This is a genomic window from Pseudomonas alkylphenolica (assembly GCF_016009175.1).
Taxonomy (GTDB): domain Bacteria; phylum Pseudomonadota; class Gammaproteobacteria; order Pseudomonadales; family Pseudomonadaceae; genus Aquipseudomonas; species Aquipseudomonas alkylphenolica_B.
The window spans coordinates 15,923-30,855 of record NZ_JADUCM010000031.1; the positions used below are offsets into that span (position 1 = coordinate 15,923).

At 61.4% G+C, this 14,933-nt stretch carries 12 protein-coding genes and 1 pseudogene; 7 read left to right on the top strand and 6 right to left on the bottom strand.

The window, feature by feature from the left end; genetic code table 11:
• Positions 1-200: 200 nt before the first annotated feature.
• Both I5S59_RS21430 and I5S59_RS21435 read left to right on the top strand, forming a co-directional pair.
• A complete protein-coding gene (locus I5S59_RS21430; RefSeq protein ID WP_197878369.1) occupies positions 201-1,148 on the top strand; it encodes a LysR family transcriptional regulator in 948 nt (315 codons plus the stop codon).
• Between the two features lie 152 nt (positions 1,149-1,300).
• Positions 1,301-2,458, top strand: coding sequence for an alpha/beta hydrolase family protein (locus I5S59_RS21435; protein ID WP_197878370.1), 1,158 nt, complete (start codon positions 1,301-1,303; stop codon positions 2,456-2,458).
• A 42-nt stretch (positions 2,459-2,500) separates the two neighbouring features.
• Here I5S59_RS21435 and I5S59_RS21440 read toward each other — a convergent pair whose 3' ends face one another.
• The 4 genes from I5S59_RS21440 to I5S59_RS21455 all read right to left on the bottom strand — a co-directional run bounded on the left by I5S59_RS21440 (position 2,501) and on the right by I5S59_RS21455 (position 7,365).
• A complete protein-coding gene (locus I5S59_RS21440; protein ID WP_197878371.1) occupies positions 2,501-3,778 on the bottom strand; it encodes an OprD family porin in 1,278 nt (425 codons plus the stop codon).
• 36 nt (positions 3,779-3,814) lie between these two features.
• Entirely contained in the window at positions 3,815-5,149 is a 1,335-nt protein-coding gene (locus I5S59_RS21445) for an MFS transporter (RefSeq protein ID WP_197878372.1), read from the bottom strand.
• Positions 5,150-5,298: 149 nt separating this feature from the next.
• Positions 5,299-6,375 carry an aromatic ring-hydroxylating dioxygenase subunit alpha gene (locus I5S59_RS21450; RefSeq protein ID WP_197878373.1) on the bottom strand — a complete coding sequence of 359 codons (1,077 nt, stop codon included), beginning with the start codon at positions 6,373-6,375 and terminating at the stop codon, positions 5,299-5,301.
• A gap of 36 nt (positions 6,376-6,411) precedes the next feature.
• Positions 6,412-7,365, bottom strand: coding sequence for a PDR/VanB family oxidoreductase (locus tag I5S59_RS21455; protein ID WP_197878374.1), 954 nt, complete (start codon positions 7,363-7,365; stop codon positions 6,412-6,414).
• 254 nt (positions 7,366-7,619) lie between these two features.
• Here I5S59_RS21455 and I5S59_RS21460 point away from each other — a divergent pair, with 254 nt between their 5' ends.
• Positions 7,620-8,093, top strand: coding sequence for a MarR family winged helix-turn-helix transcriptional regulator (locus I5S59_RS21460; RefSeq protein ID WP_197878375.1), 474 nt, complete (start codon positions 7,620-7,622; stop codon positions 8,091-8,093).
• On the opposite strand, the gene I5S59_RS21465 is transcribed toward I5S59_RS21460, so the two are convergent.
• Entirely contained in the window at positions 8,090-8,902 is an 813-nt protein-coding gene (locus I5S59_RS21465) for a helix-turn-helix domain-containing protein (RefSeq protein WP_197878376.1), read from the bottom strand. The two genes, I5S59_RS21460 and I5S59_RS21465, sit on opposite strands and share 4 nt — an antisense overlap.
• A 227-nt stretch (positions 8,903-9,129) precedes the next feature.
• Between I5S59_RS21465 and I5S59_RS21470 the strand changes: the two genes are divergently transcribed.
• From I5S59_RS21470 to betI, 4 genes and pseudogenes are all read left to right on the top strand, one after another.
• Positions 9,130-10,626 (top strand): aldehyde dehydrogenase family protein, encoded by a 1,497-nt coding sequence (locus I5S59_RS21470; protein ID WP_197878377.1) that lies wholly within the window; start codon positions 9,130-9,132, stop codon positions 10,624-10,626.
• 10 nt (positions 10,627-10,636) lie between these two features.
• A complete protein-coding gene (locus tag I5S59_RS21475; RefSeq protein WP_197878378.1) occupies positions 10,637-11,821 on the top strand; it encodes an iron-containing alcohol dehydrogenase in 1,185 nt (394 codons plus the stop codon).
• A 65-nt stretch (positions 11,822-11,886) separates the two neighbouring features.
• Positions 11,887-13,332 (top strand): annotated as a pseudogene (locus I5S59_RS21480) (purine-cytosine permease family protein).
• A gap of 117 nt (positions 13,333-13,449) precedes the next feature.
• Positions 13,450-14,091 (top strand): transcriptional regulator BetI, encoded by a 642-nt coding sequence (betI, locus tag I5S59_RS21485; protein ID WP_197878379.1) that lies wholly within the window; start codon positions 13,450-13,452, stop codon positions 14,089-14,091.
• Positions 14,092-14,103: 12 nt separating this feature from the next.
• On the opposite strand, the gene I5S59_RS21490 is transcribed toward betI, so the two are convergent.
• Complete coding sequence (locus I5S59_RS21490) at positions 14,104-14,679, bottom strand: GNAT family N-acetyltransferase (protein WP_197878380.1); 576 nt, start codon at positions 14,677-14,679, stop codon at positions 14,104-14,106.
• Positions 14,680-14,933 lie beyond the last annotated feature (254 nt).

A 14,933-nucleotide genomic window follows, 5' to 3' on the forward strand; every position in this document is an offset into this window, starting at 1 on the left:
GACTGGCGAGCAGGGTGCTGTCAGCGCCGGTGGCTGACCAATCGCAATGGGGGATGCCTGCTATCGGCAAACTCCATACATGCCTGCGAAACCCGCAGGCAAAGGGCTGCCCGGGTAGGCAGCGCGCCGATGGCTTGACGTATCGAGAAGGGCGGACGAAGGTATCGCGAAAATAACTACAAAAACGGAGATGCATCGCCATGCGATTTCATCATTTGGATCTGAACCTTCTCGTGGCACTCGATGTGCTGCTGGATGAGCAGAACATCACCCGTGCTGCCGAACGCCTGCACATGACCCAGTCCGCCACCAGCGGCGTGCTTGGCAGGCTCAGAAAGTACTTCGAGGATGACCTGCTGGTGCAGGTCGGCCGGACCATGCAACCCACGCCCTATGCACTGGAGCTGGCGAAGCCGGTGCGCGAGGTGTTGTTGACGATCCGCTCCTCGATCACCGCCAAGCCGGTGTTTGATCCTGCCTCCAGCAAGCGACATTTTCGCCTGATCACCTCCGATTACCTGATCAGCGTGCTGTTTGCCCAGGTGATTCAACGTATCTACCAGGCCGCGCCGGGGATCACCTTCGAAATGCACCCACCTGGCGAGCAAGGCGTGGAGATGACCCTGCGCGGGGAAATCGACCTGATGATCGTGCCTGAGCGCTACCTTATCGAGGGGCATCCTTCGCAACTGCTGTTCGAGGAAGAGCATGTTTGCGTGGTCTGGAGTGGTAACACGGCGGTCGGGGAGTCGTTGACGCTGGAGCAGTACATGGACATGGGGCACATCTCCGTGGGGTTTGGCCGTTCGCGACAACTGAGCATTGAAGACTGGTTCATGAGCCAATACGGCTTCAAGCGCCGGCTCGAGGTCATCACCAATGACTTCAATACACTGCCGCAGCTGCTGGTGGGTACCCATCGCGTGGCAACCATGCACCGCAGGCTGGCCGAGTTGTATTCGCATTACCTGCCGCTGCGCATCCTGCCACCGCCGGTGAAAATCCCGGTGATGCGGGAAATCATGCAGTGGCATCGCAGCATGGACGGTGACCCCATGCACCGGTGGCTCAGAGAGACCGTCCGCGAGTTCATTCAAACGCTCGACCAGGCCGGCGGACAGGTCAGCCAAGCGCTGGTACTCAGCTAGTGCCCGGCTGTGGCATCGCGTTTGCCGATACCTCGCATCCCCACTCGCGATTGGCCAAAGCGCGGCGCGCTGCATAACGTCCTGCTCTGATCGTGCCCGGTACGGCTGATGCTGCCGGGCTCGCCTTCAGACCGCAAAAGGACAACAAGAACATGTTCCGCTACTTCCCCACGAATTATGTCTGGAACCTCTCGGTGGATCTCGCCATCGAAATGGGCGCTCGCCTGGGCGAGATCGAAGCGATGTGCGCGCCGCTGCAAGAAGCCGCCAAACAACCCGATGCGGCCGGTTCTGCGGCATTTCGCCAGACCTGGTCATCGATGGCCGACAAACTCTGTGGCCTTGCCGAAGAAGACGAAGCAGCTGGCCGCCTGTTGTCGGCAGGCGAAAAGTACAACCGCGCCGCCACTTACTACCTTACCTGCGAACGCCTGCAGGCCCATGGTGCACCCGGTCGCGTGACGCTGTACCAGCGTTTTCTGCAGACGTTCGCCCGCGGCATTGACCTGTCCAGGGAAAACTGCGAACGCGTCGAAATTCCGTATGAGGGCAAGCACATCAGTGGTCTGTATGTGCGCGCCGAGGGGGTCGAAGGCCCGGCGCCGCTGTTGGTTCAGGTCAACGGCCTGGATTCGACCAAGGAGATGAAATACCGCGTCGGCCTGCCGGCCTGGCTGGCCCGGCGCGGCGTGTCTTCGTTGATCATCGACCAGCCGGGAACCGGCGAGGCATTGCGTCTGCAGGGCCTCACCGCACGCTTTGACAGCGAGCACTGGGCCAGCCGCGTGGTCGATTGGCTGGAAACGCGCAGTGACGTTGACGCCAGGCGCATCGGCATGGAAGGCGTGTCGCTGGGCGGCTACTACTGTCCGCGCGCGGTGGCGTTCGAGCCGCGTTTCGCCTGTGGCGTGGTATGGGGCGCCAACCACGACTGGCGGGATGTGCAGAAACGTCGTCTTGAAAAAGAAGGCAGCTTCCCGGTGCCACATTACTGGAGCCATGTCTGTTGGGTGTGGGGCGCGAAAGACATCGATGACTTCATGCGCATTTCAGAGAGCGTGCACCTGGACGGCATTCTCGACCGCATCAAGGTGCCATTTCTGGTTACCCACGGTGAGCAGGACTCGCAGATCCCGCTCAAATGGGCTCAGCGCACCTTCGAGCAGCTGGTCAACAGCCCGAAACGCGAGTTGAAGGTGTTCACCGAGCGGGAGGGCGGGGTGCAGCACTCAAGTTTCGACAACAGCATCAATGCGGGTCACTACATTGCCGACTGGATCGCCGAAACCCTGGGTGGGCGTACGGCGTGAAACGGGCGCTGCCTGTGCCATGCACAGGCAGCGCCAACCGGCTCACCAGACCTTGAGGGTGTAGTCGACGTTTATCCGCGTTTCGTTGTCGCTGCGAAACGTCGAGGCCGCACCCTGCTGATTGCGGTAGAACGCTTCCCTGACGCGAAACGCCAGGCCTTTTGCCGGGCCAGACTGGATTACATAAGCCAGCTCCAGGTCTTTGGACGATTCGCTGAGGTTGCTGCCCCCTAAAGCGGGCAGGTCAATGTTGTCGCCGTGCAGGTAACGCACCATCCCGGTCAACCCCGGAAGCCCCGAAGCAGCAAAATCATAGTCATACCGCAGTGCCCATGTCCGCTCCTTGGGGTTGACGAAGTCGGCACTCATCGTGCCGTCGCTCAACACCACAGGCTCGCCACCGGCGATGTAGGGGAAGGCAGTGTCGCCAGACTGGCGCATGTAGCCGATCCCCACGCTATGGCCACCCCAGAGGTAGCTGAACATCCCGCCAATGTTGAGGTTATCGACGTTGCCAGCCTTGGCCTGGCCGTCCTCCTGGCTGTTGAACACGCGGATGTCTGATCGAAACTTGCCAACCCCGAACGGTAGCGTGTGCAGGACGCCGAGAAAGTCCTGGCGGTAGATGTCCTGCAACTCGGCATGGATCAGGCGTACGGTCAGGCTGTCGGTCCAGCGATAGTCACCGCCATAGAAGTCGAAGCGTTCAGACGTTGCACCGGGTCTGAAGCGGCCATTGGGCGACGCCACGGCCATCGGCTGATAGTCGGTGGAGTCGCGCAGGTTCACCCGGTCCATGCGTCCGGCATGGACAGTAAGGCGGTCTATGTCGTCCGAGATCAGGTAAGCGCCGCGAAACGACTGCGGTAGAAGGCGCGCCGGGCTTGCATTGATCACCGGTAGCGCCGGGAACTGCGTGCCCAGCGACACCCGGGTTTTCGACACTTTGCCTTTGAGGGCCAGTCCGAGCTCGGAATACTCGTCTCTTGCCTCACGGCTGACCGGGTTGTAGGCGAGCAACTGGGTACCGGTGCGATCAGGCGACGAGTCGAGCTTGAGCCCCAACAAACCGGTTACATCCAGGCCGAAGCCCACCGGGCCGTCGGTGAACCCGGAGTTGGCTCTGACGATAAAGCCTTGCGCCCACTCACGGGCAGCGGCGTAGGGTGTCTGGCCCTTGTAGTCGCGGTCCAGGTAAAAGTTTCGCGCGGTGAGCGTAACGCTGCTGTCTTTGATGAAGTCTGCAGCGGCACTTTGCGACAACAGTGCTGCGAGTATCGCCAGGCTGGCCAGGCTGAAACTTAAAGCGTGTGTGTACATGCACTATCACCTTATTGTTATTGTCAGGGGTGACGCTCAGGCGGCGGGTTTCAGTGCAACCTGCAGGACGGCACGGCTGTTCAGGCGCCAGACGGCAATCGCAGCGACAACGAACGCGCAGGCAAACAGCAGGTAAAGGTCAGCAGGTTGCCAGTGGGCATCGATCAACCGGCCTGCGACCAGCGGTGAGAGGATGGCGCCCATCCTGCCCATGCCGATCCCCCAGCCCAGCGCGGTGACGCGTTGCTCCGGCGCATAGATGCCGGGTGTCAGCGCATACAGGCCGGCCACGCAGCCGTTGACCAGCACCCCGATCATCAGGACCAGCGCGAATGCCAGGTCAAGGTTGGCGGTGAAGTGAACGAAGAGGGCGAGAAACAGCGCATTCAGGCACAGGTAGCTGATCAACACCCGGGGTAAGCAGTAGCGGGCCGCGAGCAAGCCAATCAGCGACGTCCCGACAATGCCGCCGACATTGAGCAACACCCCGCCCGTGATGCCCTGCTGGTTGGAAAGGCCGGCGCTGACCAGCAGCCTCGGCGTCCAGCTCATGACGAAGTAAAAGCCGAACATGACCAGGAAAAAGCCGGCCCAGACCAGCAGCGTGGTGCGCCGCAAGGCCTTGGAAAACAGGCCGGCGAGCGTTTCTCGGAATGAAGCCTGGGCACCGCGCTCGGGTGTTGGCAGATGGCTGACCGGCTCCACGCCTACCCGGTGCAGCAGGTGGTTGAGACGACTCACGGCATTGCGCGGCTGTCGAGCCACCAGGTAGGCGATGGACTCAGGCAGCAGGGCATACAGGACCGGCAGTACCAGCAGGGTGACCACACCGCCATAGAGGAACACCGAACGCCAGCCCAGATGCGGAATGATCTGCGCAGCGATCACACCGCCTACCGTCGCACCCAGGGCGTACGCGGTTGATTGCAGGCTGATCGCCAGGCTTCGCCACTTTTTGTTGGCGTATTCCCCGGCAATCACATAGCTGCTCGCCAGAACGCCGCCGATACCCAGGCCGGTCAGCAGCCGAAGCGCGCCGAGCATGGTCACCGAGCTGGCCTGGGAGGACAGCAGCATGCCCACCCCGGCGATCGAGATACACAGCAGGATCAGCGGCCGACGGCCAAACCGGTCGGCCCAGGGCGCGATGAACAGCGAGCCGAGGGCCATGCCCACCAGCCCGGCACTGAGCAGGTAGCCAAGCTCGATGCCGCTCAGCCCCCACTCGCTGGAAACCGATGCCGCCGTAAAGGCCATTACCAGTACATCAAAGCCATCCAACATGTTGATCAGGAAGCAGAGGGCGACGACCACCCACTGGAACGCCCCCATGTCTTTCTCTTCCAGCGCGTTATTGATCGAAAGACTCATCGCACGGTACCCCCTGTCGACAAGACCGGAGGGTTTTTGCGGGCGAGCGTGGTCATCCTGCAGGGGAGGAAACGTGAGAAATTCATTGAACACCTTCTTGTTATTGTTAGGCGTGCCGATCCGCCGAAGGTGGATCGGCAGGGCGGTGCTTAAGAGGACTGGCGCAGCTGCTCGATGATTTTGCGGGCGCGGTTTGCGCCCACGTCGACATGGATGTCCACCATCGGCTTGCTGCCGAACGCGAGCATGTTCCTGTACTGGGCTTCGATAACGACCTTGTCTTCATCGAAGGTCATCACCGTCTGCTCAACGACCTTGGCCTTGGTTTCTTGCGGATTGCTCTTCGGGTTGGTCGCCATGCTCCAGAAGTAGTGGCAGGTGGTTTCGGTTTCCGGCGTGACGCCATGGAAGCCGCGCATGTGAAAACCGTCCCGTTGCGGATCATCGAGCGACACGGTGTTGGCGTCTGCGGCACCGGTCCAGATGCGCAGGTGGGTGACGTGGAACTCGATTTCCTGCCAGCGATCGACCTTTCCCTGGAAGGGGTAGGCTGCCGTGTAGGTGGGCGGCGGCACGGAGTCCGGCATGTGACGCGTGACCTTCACCGTGGTGTCATCGCTGTCGACCTGCATGTGGGCGTTCATGTGAATGCTGGCATTGCCGCCGATGGTGCGCAGGTGCACATAGCCCAGGTGACTCAGGTCCAGGAGGTTGTCATGGATGAGCTGGTAGGGGGCGTCGTAGTGGTAGACGTCACCTTCGAACAGGTAGTCGGCATCGCTGTGGAAGGCATAGGCGGGCGGTTCGCCAGTGGGCGTCTGCTGATCCGCACTGCCGAACCAGATCCAGATGATCTGGTCGCGCTCACGAACGTGGTACGCAGGCACCTTGGCCTTTGAAGGAATCCTGGCCTGGCCGGGCACTTCCATGCAGTGCCCGGCGGCATTGAACAACAGGCCGTGATAGCCACAGCGCACGCCGTGGGCCTCAAGCGTACCGTGAGACAACGGCAGGGCGCGGTGGCAGCAGCGATCTTCAAGGGCCGCCGGCTGGCCATCGGCGGTGCGGAACAGTACGACGGGCTTACCGAGCAAGGTCCTACCCAACGGTTTGTCTTTCAGCTCCCAGGCAAAGCCTGCGACGTACCATTGATTGAGTGGAAACAGTGGCAGCGCTTCAGGCGCTCCCACCTCATAGGCCAGCGCCTGGCCGTGCGATGTACTCATGGTGATCTCCATCTGTCAGGTGTGTTGTTATCGGGGTTACAGGTCCAGTACCAGGCGCGCACTGCGCGCGCGGGAGCAGCACGGGGTGAATCGGTCGTTACGGGCATGCTCCGCAGCGGTCATGAACTGATCGCGGTGATCGGGCTCACCCGCCAGCACCGGGGTGATGCAGGCCCCGCAGATGCCTTGCTCACAGGAGCTCTCGATGGCCACGTCGTGCTCAAGCAGCACCTCCAGGGCAGACTTTTGCGCCGGCACCTGGATCACTCGGCCCGAGCGCGACAGCTCGATTTCGAATGGCTGATCGCCCTCCAGCACCTGCGACGGGGCTGCAAAGTCTTCGCGGTGCAGTTGCGGGTCACCCCAGCCGCACGCCTTGGCGGTGGCAAGAATGTGCGACATGAAGCCGGACGGGCCGCAGACGTACAGCTGGTCGCCAGGTGCTGGGCGGGCGAGGGCCTGCGCGGCATCCAGGCGTTGTTCAGCCGGGCCGTTGTCAACGTGAACGTGAACATGGGCGGCGAAGGGGGCCTGGTTGAGCACGCCGAGAAATGCCAGCCGTTCCGTAGCCCGGCCGCAGTAGTGCAACTCGAACGGCTTGTTCGCTGCGATCAGGGTGTGGGCCATGGCCAGAATCGGCGTGATGCCGATGCCGCCGGCAAACAGAACATAGCGCTCGCCTGACAGGTCCAGGTCGAAGAGGTTGCGCGGGTTGCCGATGGTCAGTGTCGAACCCTCGGCAATATCGGCATGCATGCGCCGCGAGCCGCCGCGTGACGCCGGTTCTTCGAGTACCGCTATCAGGTAACGCCCGCGTTCGTCAGGGGCGTTGCACAGTGAGTACTGGCGGGTGAGGCCGGGCGCAACCTGCACGTCGACATGTGCGCCTGCGGTAAAAGCAGGCAGTTCAGCGGCATTGGCAGCCATCAGTTCGAAGCTGCAGACACCTACGGCTTCAACGGATTTTCGGGAAACATAAACTTCGAGCATGAGCGTAACCCCACCGCGGATGTGCAGTGTTTGAAATCGAGTGGACGTTGGGCCGCTAGCAGCGGCCAGGTGGGCGAACGGAGACGATCAGGAAGGCGGGGGCAGGAGCAGGCGAGTCATGGCACGGCACCTCTGAGTTTTTATTGTTGTACGGCGCGCTTATGATGCAGGCGCGCAGTCGTTGCGTGATTCTTATCCTAAGCATTTTAGTTGCGGTGTCAACTAATTCAATCGACGTTCAGGAACCGCTCGTCATGACCCCATCAACACCCCTCAATCTGGACCGCTACGTTCCTGCGTTGCTGACCTTTCTCACCAACAAGATGTCGAGCGGTGCGTCGGCGTGCTATCGCAAGCATTTCGGGATCGGCATCGTTGAGTGGCGGGTACTGGCGTTGCTTGCGGTTGAAGACCACATCAATGCCAACCGCATGGTGCAGGTGATCGGCCTGGACAAAAGTGCGGTTAGCCGGGCGCTGCAACTGCTTGAGCGCGATGGGCATGTTTCGACGCAGGTGGATGCCAAGGATGCGCGCCGCTACACCGTTACCCTGACGTCTTCAGGGCGCACGTTGCATGACCAGGTGCTGGAAATAGCCCTCAAACGCGAGCAGTTGCTGCTGGCAGCCTTGAGCGAAGATGAAGTCGATACGCTGATCGGCTTCCTGCACCGCATGAGCGGTCAGCTGGACGCGGTCAACGCCGTGGAGCCGGAGCCGCGCGGCTAGCCCTGAGCCGCCGTGTACTGCGCATAGGCCGCCGTCATCACCTGCCAGGTGTGCGCATCGGCGGGAATCAGGTGTTCGATGCGCAGCGACGCCACGCTGATGTCCAGCGGCATGCCGAATGTCGTAAACGTGGACAGAAAACACAATTCCCCTTGTCGGACGCGCACCCGGGTCAGCACCACCGGTGTTGGCGTCGCCTCCAGCGGCAGATGCGACGGGCAGGGCAGTTCGCCTAGCAGGCGAGCCAGGTCGGGACTGCTGGCTGCCTCGCGGGTAGCGCGCTGCCAGGCAATCGCGCGGATCTCATCGGCGTTGACCAGATGATCACCCAGGCCGCCAGGGCGTAGCAGGGTGTCGAGCAGGTTGAGGCCGGACTCGCTGCCAGCCGGTACCCCGGCCATGTCGAAGAGCAAACCGGCACTGGCATTGGCGGCAGTGATGTCCCAGTTGCTGGCAATGACGATCGCCGGTGCCGGATTGTTGGCTTGCAGAATGTGCCCGATGGCGCCATGCACCATCGCCATGGCCGGTGCATCAGGTGCAGACGCCAGGTAACGGGGCGCATACCCCGCCGCGAGAAATACCGCATTGCAACGTTCCAACGGTACGTCTAGCGCCGCTAACAGTGCGTGCAATGTGCTGGGGCTCGGCTTGGCACGCCCGGTCTCGATGCAGCTCAGATGGCGTTGCGATACGCCGGCGACAAGCGACAGCGCGAGCTGGCTCAAACCGGCCTGGTGGCGCAGACGGCGAAGTTGCTCCCCGGCGCTGGCGCCCGGGCGGGTGGCGTGGAAGGCGTGTTGGCTCATGCGCAAATCCTGACTGTCCCTGTGTGAAGCGTCCATGACCTCTCAGGTCATTGAGTGGCGAGCCACTCTATCACTGCACTGCCGTGGTCTGAAACAAGCCGTGGCCAGTCCGCCAGAGCAGAGTCTTTATTGAAATTAAATTCAATAAGCGACGTTTTGCTATTGAAGATGTTTTCAGTAATGCCTAAGATCGGCCGCAGCCTGACAAGAACAAAACGAGGTGTGCAGTGCCAGAATTGAAAGACAGGGCCTACTGGCTCGAAAAAGCGCAGTCGCTGCGCATTGAAGGGCGGGCGTTTATTGAGGGTCGCCATGTCGATGCGCAAAGCGCCGCAACCTTTAATGCCTACAGCCCGATTGACGGTTCGCTGCTGGCGCCGGTCGCCCTGTGTGCCAGCGCCGACGTTGACCTGGCGGTGGCCGCCGCGCGGCGTAGCTTCGAGGCCGGCATCTGGTCGGACCTGGCGGCCCGCGAACGCAAGGCGGTGTTGCTGAAGTGGGCGGCGTTACTCGAAGCCCATAGTGATGAACTGGCGCTGCTGGAGTCGCTGGACAGCGGCAAACCCATCGCTGACACCACGGGCGGCGACCTGCCGGGCACGATTTACTGCCCGCGCTGGTTCGCTGAGCTGATCGACAAAGTGCACGGCGAAGTACCGGCGACCGATCCTCAGTTCTTTGGCACTGTCACTTCGCAGCCGATGGGCGTGGTGGCTGCGGTGGTGCCGTGGAATTACCCGCTGTTGATGGCCGCCTGGAAGTTTGCCCCGGCCCTGGCCGCCGGCAACAGCGTGGTCCTCAAACCGTCGGAAAAAACCCCGCTCAGCGCCTTGCGCGTTGCCGCCCTGGCGGTGGAGGCGGGCCTACCTGCAGGGGTGTTCAACGTGGTCACCGGCGATGGCGCCGTCGGCCGCGACCTGAGCCTGCATGGCGACGTCGACTGCATCGCCTTCACCGGCTCGGGAAAAGTCGGGCGCGAAATCGCAAAAAATGCCGCCGCCTCCAACCTCAAACGGGTCTGGCTGGAGCTGGGGGGCAAATCAGCCAATATCGTCATGGCCGATTGCCCGGACATCGTCCAGGCAGCGCGCTCGGCCGCCGCGGCGATTTTTGCCAACATGGGCCAGGTCTGCAGTGCCGGGTCGCGGCTGTTGGTGCAGCGCTCTGTTGTCGAACCCTTGCTGCGCGAGTTGCTTGCGGCCGCTGACGCTTACCAGCCGGGGCACCCGCTGGATCCTGACAGCGTCACCGGCGCCATCATCGATGGTCTGCAGTTCGAGCGCGTTTTGCATTACATCGACATCGGCAAGCAGGAGGCGCAACTGCTCAAGGGCGGGCAGCCGTTGGCGCTGGCCGCGTCCGGTGCCTACCTGGAACCGACGATATTTCTCGCCGAGCATGCATCGGCACGTATCGCCAACGAAGAAATCTTCGGCCCGGTGCTGGTGGTGATTCCGTTCGACACCCTTGAAGACGCCATCGCCATTGCCAACCAGACCGAGTTCGGCCTGGCCGCGGCGGTGTGGTCCTCCGATCTCAAGACGATCCATACCGCTACCCGCCAGCTCAAGGCCGGCACCGTCTGGGTCAATTGCTATGACGAGCTGGTGGACATGAACTTCCCGTTCGGCGGTTTCAAAGAGTCCGGCAATGGCCGGGACAATTCGGCACATGCCTTGAGCAAATACACCGAACTGAAATCAACCATCATGCGTTGCGCTTAAGGTGAACCCCGTGGAAAACACGCTTTCAGCATTGAACCCGCAGAAGTGGACCGTGCCGGTGCCGATGGAATATGGCCCGGGCGTGCGCAACCAGCTCGCCGCCCTGTGCCGGGAATTCAACATTTGCCGGCCGATGATCATCACCGACCAGGGTTCGTTGAACCTGTCTTTCGTTGGCGATATCCAGCGCAGCCTGACCGAGGCGGGTCTTGCCTGTGGCCTGTACGGTGGTATCGAGCCCAACCCGACCGATTTGTCGGTGATGGCCGGTGCGGCGGCGTACCAGGCGTGGGAAGCCGACGGCATCATCGCCCTGGGCGGTGGCAGTGGCCTGGATGGCGGCAAGGCGGTTGCCCTGATTGCCCGCCAGCAGCGTTGCGAGCTGTGGGCATTCGATTTCGACAAGCCGGTGCCTGCCGGTTTCAGCGCCGCAGACTTCCCGCCGGTCATTGCCATTCCTACCACCGCCGGTACCGGCGCCGAGACCGAAAGCACGGCGATGCTCACCGACATCGGGCGCGGTATCAAAGGCTGTGTCTGGCATCCCCATGCCCGGCCATCCGCGGTGATCCTTGATCCCGAGTTGACGCAAAGCCTGCCGGCCAACCTCACCGCCTGGACCGGTTGCGATGCGATCATTCATGCCCTGGAGGCGTACTTCGTACCGAGCTTCAACCCGCTCAGCGATGGCGCCGCGCTGCAGGCCCTGAGCCTGCTGTGGGGCTCGATCGACACGGCCGTGGTTCACGGCCGGGACCTGGAGGCGCGGGGCAAGATGCTCATCGGTTCGTGCCTGGCCGGGGTGGCCTTCCTCAAGGGCCTGGGCCTGGTGCATGCGCTCAGCCACATGGTCGGGGCGACCTACAACACTCACCACGGCCTGACCAACGCGGTGATCCTGCCGGTGGTGCTGCGTTTCAACCAGGCGGACATCACCCCACGTCTAAAGCCCGTGGCACAGGCAATGGACTTGCCCGATGCGCGCTTCGAGACCTTTTACAACGCCGTGTGCGCCTTGCTCGACCGTCTCGACATTCCCAAGTCCCTGGCTGCCCTGGGGGTCAAACATGCCGATATCGGCGAAATTGCCCGCAAGTCCATGGGCGACCCCGCGCGTCTGACCAACCCGCGGGACAGCTCGCTGGAGCAATTGGAGGCGCTGTTGGCCCAGGCCATCGAGCGCGCTCGCGACTGATGGCCTGAACCACGCTTCACGTTTTTCGCCGTGCAACCAAACCAATAAAAAAAGGTGCAACCGCCATGTCTGCGTCTAGCCAAACGGCGTCCAAGGGACGTCTGAATCTTGAAACACGCTCCATCGATTACGTCCCGCTTGCAGAACGTCATGGCAAGGCCTGGCATTTGTGGCCGATCTGGTTTTGCGGGGAAGTGCACCTGACCACCCTGGCGGTGGGGATCATCGGTGTCGGCATGGGTGCCAACCTGTTCTGGTCGGCGCTGGCGATCTTTCTGGGCTGCGCCTTCGGCACGCTGTTCATGGCCGGCCACTCGACCCAGGGCCCGCAGATGGGGCTGCCACAGCTGATCCAGTCGCGCCCGCAGTTCGGTTACCTGGGCGCGCTGCTGGTGTATGTGGTGGCGATCGCCACTTATGTCGGCTACAACGCCTTCAACCAGTTGCTGGTCGGGTAAACCCTGCATGAATTGTTCGACGTGCCGGAAAACGGCTCGGCGATTGCCTTCTCGTTGCTGGCGATCATCATGGCGATTGCCGGTTACAACACCTTCCACAAGGTGCAACGTTTGCTGGCCTTCGTGTTGATTGCAGTGATGCTGGTGTTCACCGTCGGCCTGTTCTTCTTTGTCCAGCTGCCGCCAGAGCAACTGAGTGTTTCCGGTTTCAAGGCCACGCCGTTCCTGGCGCAGTTCTTTGTGGCGGCGGCGTATCAGCTGAGCTGGGCGATCTACGTGTCCGACTATTCCCGCTACCTGCCCGCCAACGTCAGTGTGCGCTCGTCGTTCTGGTGGACCTACCTGGGCGCCATGATCGGCGGGGTATGGATGATGCTGATCGGGGCCCTGGCCGCCGCGCTGAGCCCGGGGCAGAACCTGGCCAAAGGCCTGGTGATGCTCGGCAACACGCTGTTCAGCGGTTTCGGTGAGTTCCTGTTGATTCTCGCCGTGCTCAGCCTGGTGACCAGCGCCGCGCAGAACTTTTACGGTGCGTCCATCACCTTGCTGAGCATTGCCGATACGATCAAAAGCCAGACCTCCACCTTGCTCAAGCGCATTGTCTCGATGCTGTTGGTGGGCGGTACGGCAATCGGCATCGCCATGACCGCCTCCGATAACTTCGTGAAGGACTTCGGCGACTTCCTCGCGATCCTGCTGTATTTGTTCACGCCGTGGACGGCGATCAACCTCGTGGACTTCTACAAAGTGCGTCACGGCAAGTTCTCGATCACCGAGATCTTCAAGCCCAACGGCATCTACGGCCGCTGGAACTGGCGCGGGATCGGTGCCTACGTGGCAGGCTTCGTGGCCATGCTGCCATTCTCCAGCACCGGGCTTTACACCGGGTATGTGACCACCTTGCTCGATGGCGCAGACATCAGCATGCTGGTGGGGCTGGTGGTCTCGGCAGTGGTGTACGGCTGGTTGTGCCGTTCACAGAACATCCAGGCTGAACTGTCGCGCATCGATGAACTGGACAAGCACCTGGAAAGCGGCCTGCAAGCCGGTTGATCGGCATTGCAAACAACTCACCGCCTGTAACGGGCGGTGAGTTTATTTGCTGTTGCTTGGCCGCTAAAAATTGCTAGATTGGCGCCTCGTTTCGCGTACCTACAAGGTTGTTGATGGATGAGCAGTGAATCTGGAGTGGTCGAACCGAAGAAGCGCCGGACACGTATCGACCCTTCGATGCGACGCAAGGCCATTATCGAAGCAACGATGCAGTGCATCACCCGCTACGGCCACAGCGGCAGCACCCTGGAGCGTATTTGCGCGCAAGCCGGGGTGTCCATCGGCCTGATCGGTCATCACTTTTCCAGCAAGGAAGAGTTGATGCTGTCGACCTACCAGGAACTCACCGACCAGCTGCGCGAAGAAACCCGCAAGTACCTGGAAGTGCAGGGCGGCTCGCCCGACGACCGACTGCTGGCGATCATTCGCTCGTCGTTTCGCGGGCAGATCTTCAACGAATTCATCCTCACCACCTGGCTGGGCTTCTGGGGCGCGGCGGTGTCGTCGGATGAGCTGCGCGCGCTGAACAAAAAGCTCTATGCCGACTACCGCAAGGAGCTCGAGGCGGTGTTCAAGGCCATCGGCAAGCAAAACGGCACGCAGATAGACGCCAAAAGCGCCGCGCTGACCATTACCGCGTTGCTCGACGGATTCTGGCTCGAGTGGGCCCTCGACCATAAAGCCTTCAGTGCCAAGAAAGCCGAGAAGTGCTGCATCACCACGGCGCACATGTTTGTGAACTGCGCAGCACCTGTCTGACCGGCAACGATCTCAATCCGTCAGTGGCAGGCGATGGATCACCTGGCAGGCATCGTTGGGATCACGCACGGTCGAAAAACCGAAGTCACGCGCCAGGTCCTGCATCTCGGCATTGGCCGCCGAGTCGATCGAGTGCATCGCCTTGAAGCCATTGGCACGCGCCTTGTCGATCAGGTGACCGAGCAGCAGCGCGCCCAGACCGCGACGCTTCCATTGATCGTCGACCGTCACCGCGCATTCACATTCACCGGGCTGGTCACAGGCCGCATAACGGCTGATGCCGACCTCCCGTAGCTCACCATCGACATGCACCAGCGCTACATAGGCCATGTTGTCGTGGTGATCAATGTCCATCAACTGATCAAGCATGGCCTCGCTGGGCTCCTTGATCTGGCACAGAAAGCGAAAATGCCGCGATTCGGGCGAGAGGCGCATGATGAAGGCCTTCTCGCGTTCACGGTCCTCGGCGCGCAGCGGCCTGATCAGCACATGCCCGCCATCGTCGAGCGGTTCGATCCAGTGTTCGCCCGTTACAGGCGCGAAGGCAGGCGAAACGGCGGTGGGTGCGTTGGAATGAACAGATGTCATGAGATGTACTCCGAAAGGTTGGAGAGAGTCATCAAGCATGCTTCATATCTACACCTGTCCACGCGCTCCGGCTTGATGCATGTCAACCCTAGGCCACGCAGCGTTGATGGTAACGAGTGGGGAAAATGGGTGGGGAATTGGGGAAAGCGTGGATCCAATTTTTGGGGGTGAACTCTTAACCTTTTGATAAGGCTTGAATTTTTTTATGGCGCGGAATTTGCTCGGCTGAAGGTCAACCACGGTTCATCTGACTT

Excerpts from the sequence above, each read along its gene's own strand:
- I5S59_RS21430 (WP_197878369.1), top strand. The coding sequence starts at position 201 with ATGCGATTTCATCATTTGGATCTGAACCTTCTCGTGGCACTCGATGTG.
- I5S59_RS21435 (WP_197878370.1), top strand. The coding sequence starts at position 1,301 with ATGTTCCGCTACTTCCCCACGAATTATGTCTGGAACCTCTCGGTGGAT.
- I5S59_RS21440 (WP_197878371.1), bottom strand. The coding sequence starts at position 3,778 with ATGTACACACACGCTTTAAGTTTCAGCCTGGCCAGCCTGGCGATACTC.
- I5S59_RS21445 (WP_197878372.1), bottom strand. The coding sequence starts at position 5,149 with ATGAGTCTTTCGATCAATAACGCGCTGGAAGAGAAAGACATGGGGGCG.
- I5S59_RS21450 (WP_197878373.1), bottom strand. The coding sequence starts at position 6,375 with ATGAGTACATCGCACGGCCAGGCGCTGGCCTATGAGGTGGGAGCGCCT.
- I5S59_RS21455 (WP_197878374.1), bottom strand. The coding sequence starts at position 7,365 with ATGCTCGAAGTTTATGTTTCCCGAAAATCCGTTGAAGCCGTAGGTGTC.
- I5S59_RS21460 (WP_197878375.1), top strand. The coding sequence starts at position 7,620 with ATGACCCCATCAACACCCCTCAATCTGGACCGCTACGTTCCTGCGTTG.
- I5S59_RS21465 (WP_197878376.1), bottom strand. The coding sequence starts at position 8,902 with ATGAGCCAACACGCCTTCCACGCCACCCGCCCGGGCGCCAGCGCCGGG.
- betI (WP_197878379.1), top strand. The coding sequence starts at position 13,450 with ATGAGCAGTGAATCTGGAGTGGTCGAACCGAAGAAGCGCCGGACACGT.
- I5S59_RS21490 (WP_197878380.1), bottom strand. The coding sequence starts at position 14,679 with ATGACATCTGTTCATTCCAACGCACCCACCGCCGTTTCGCCTGCCTTC.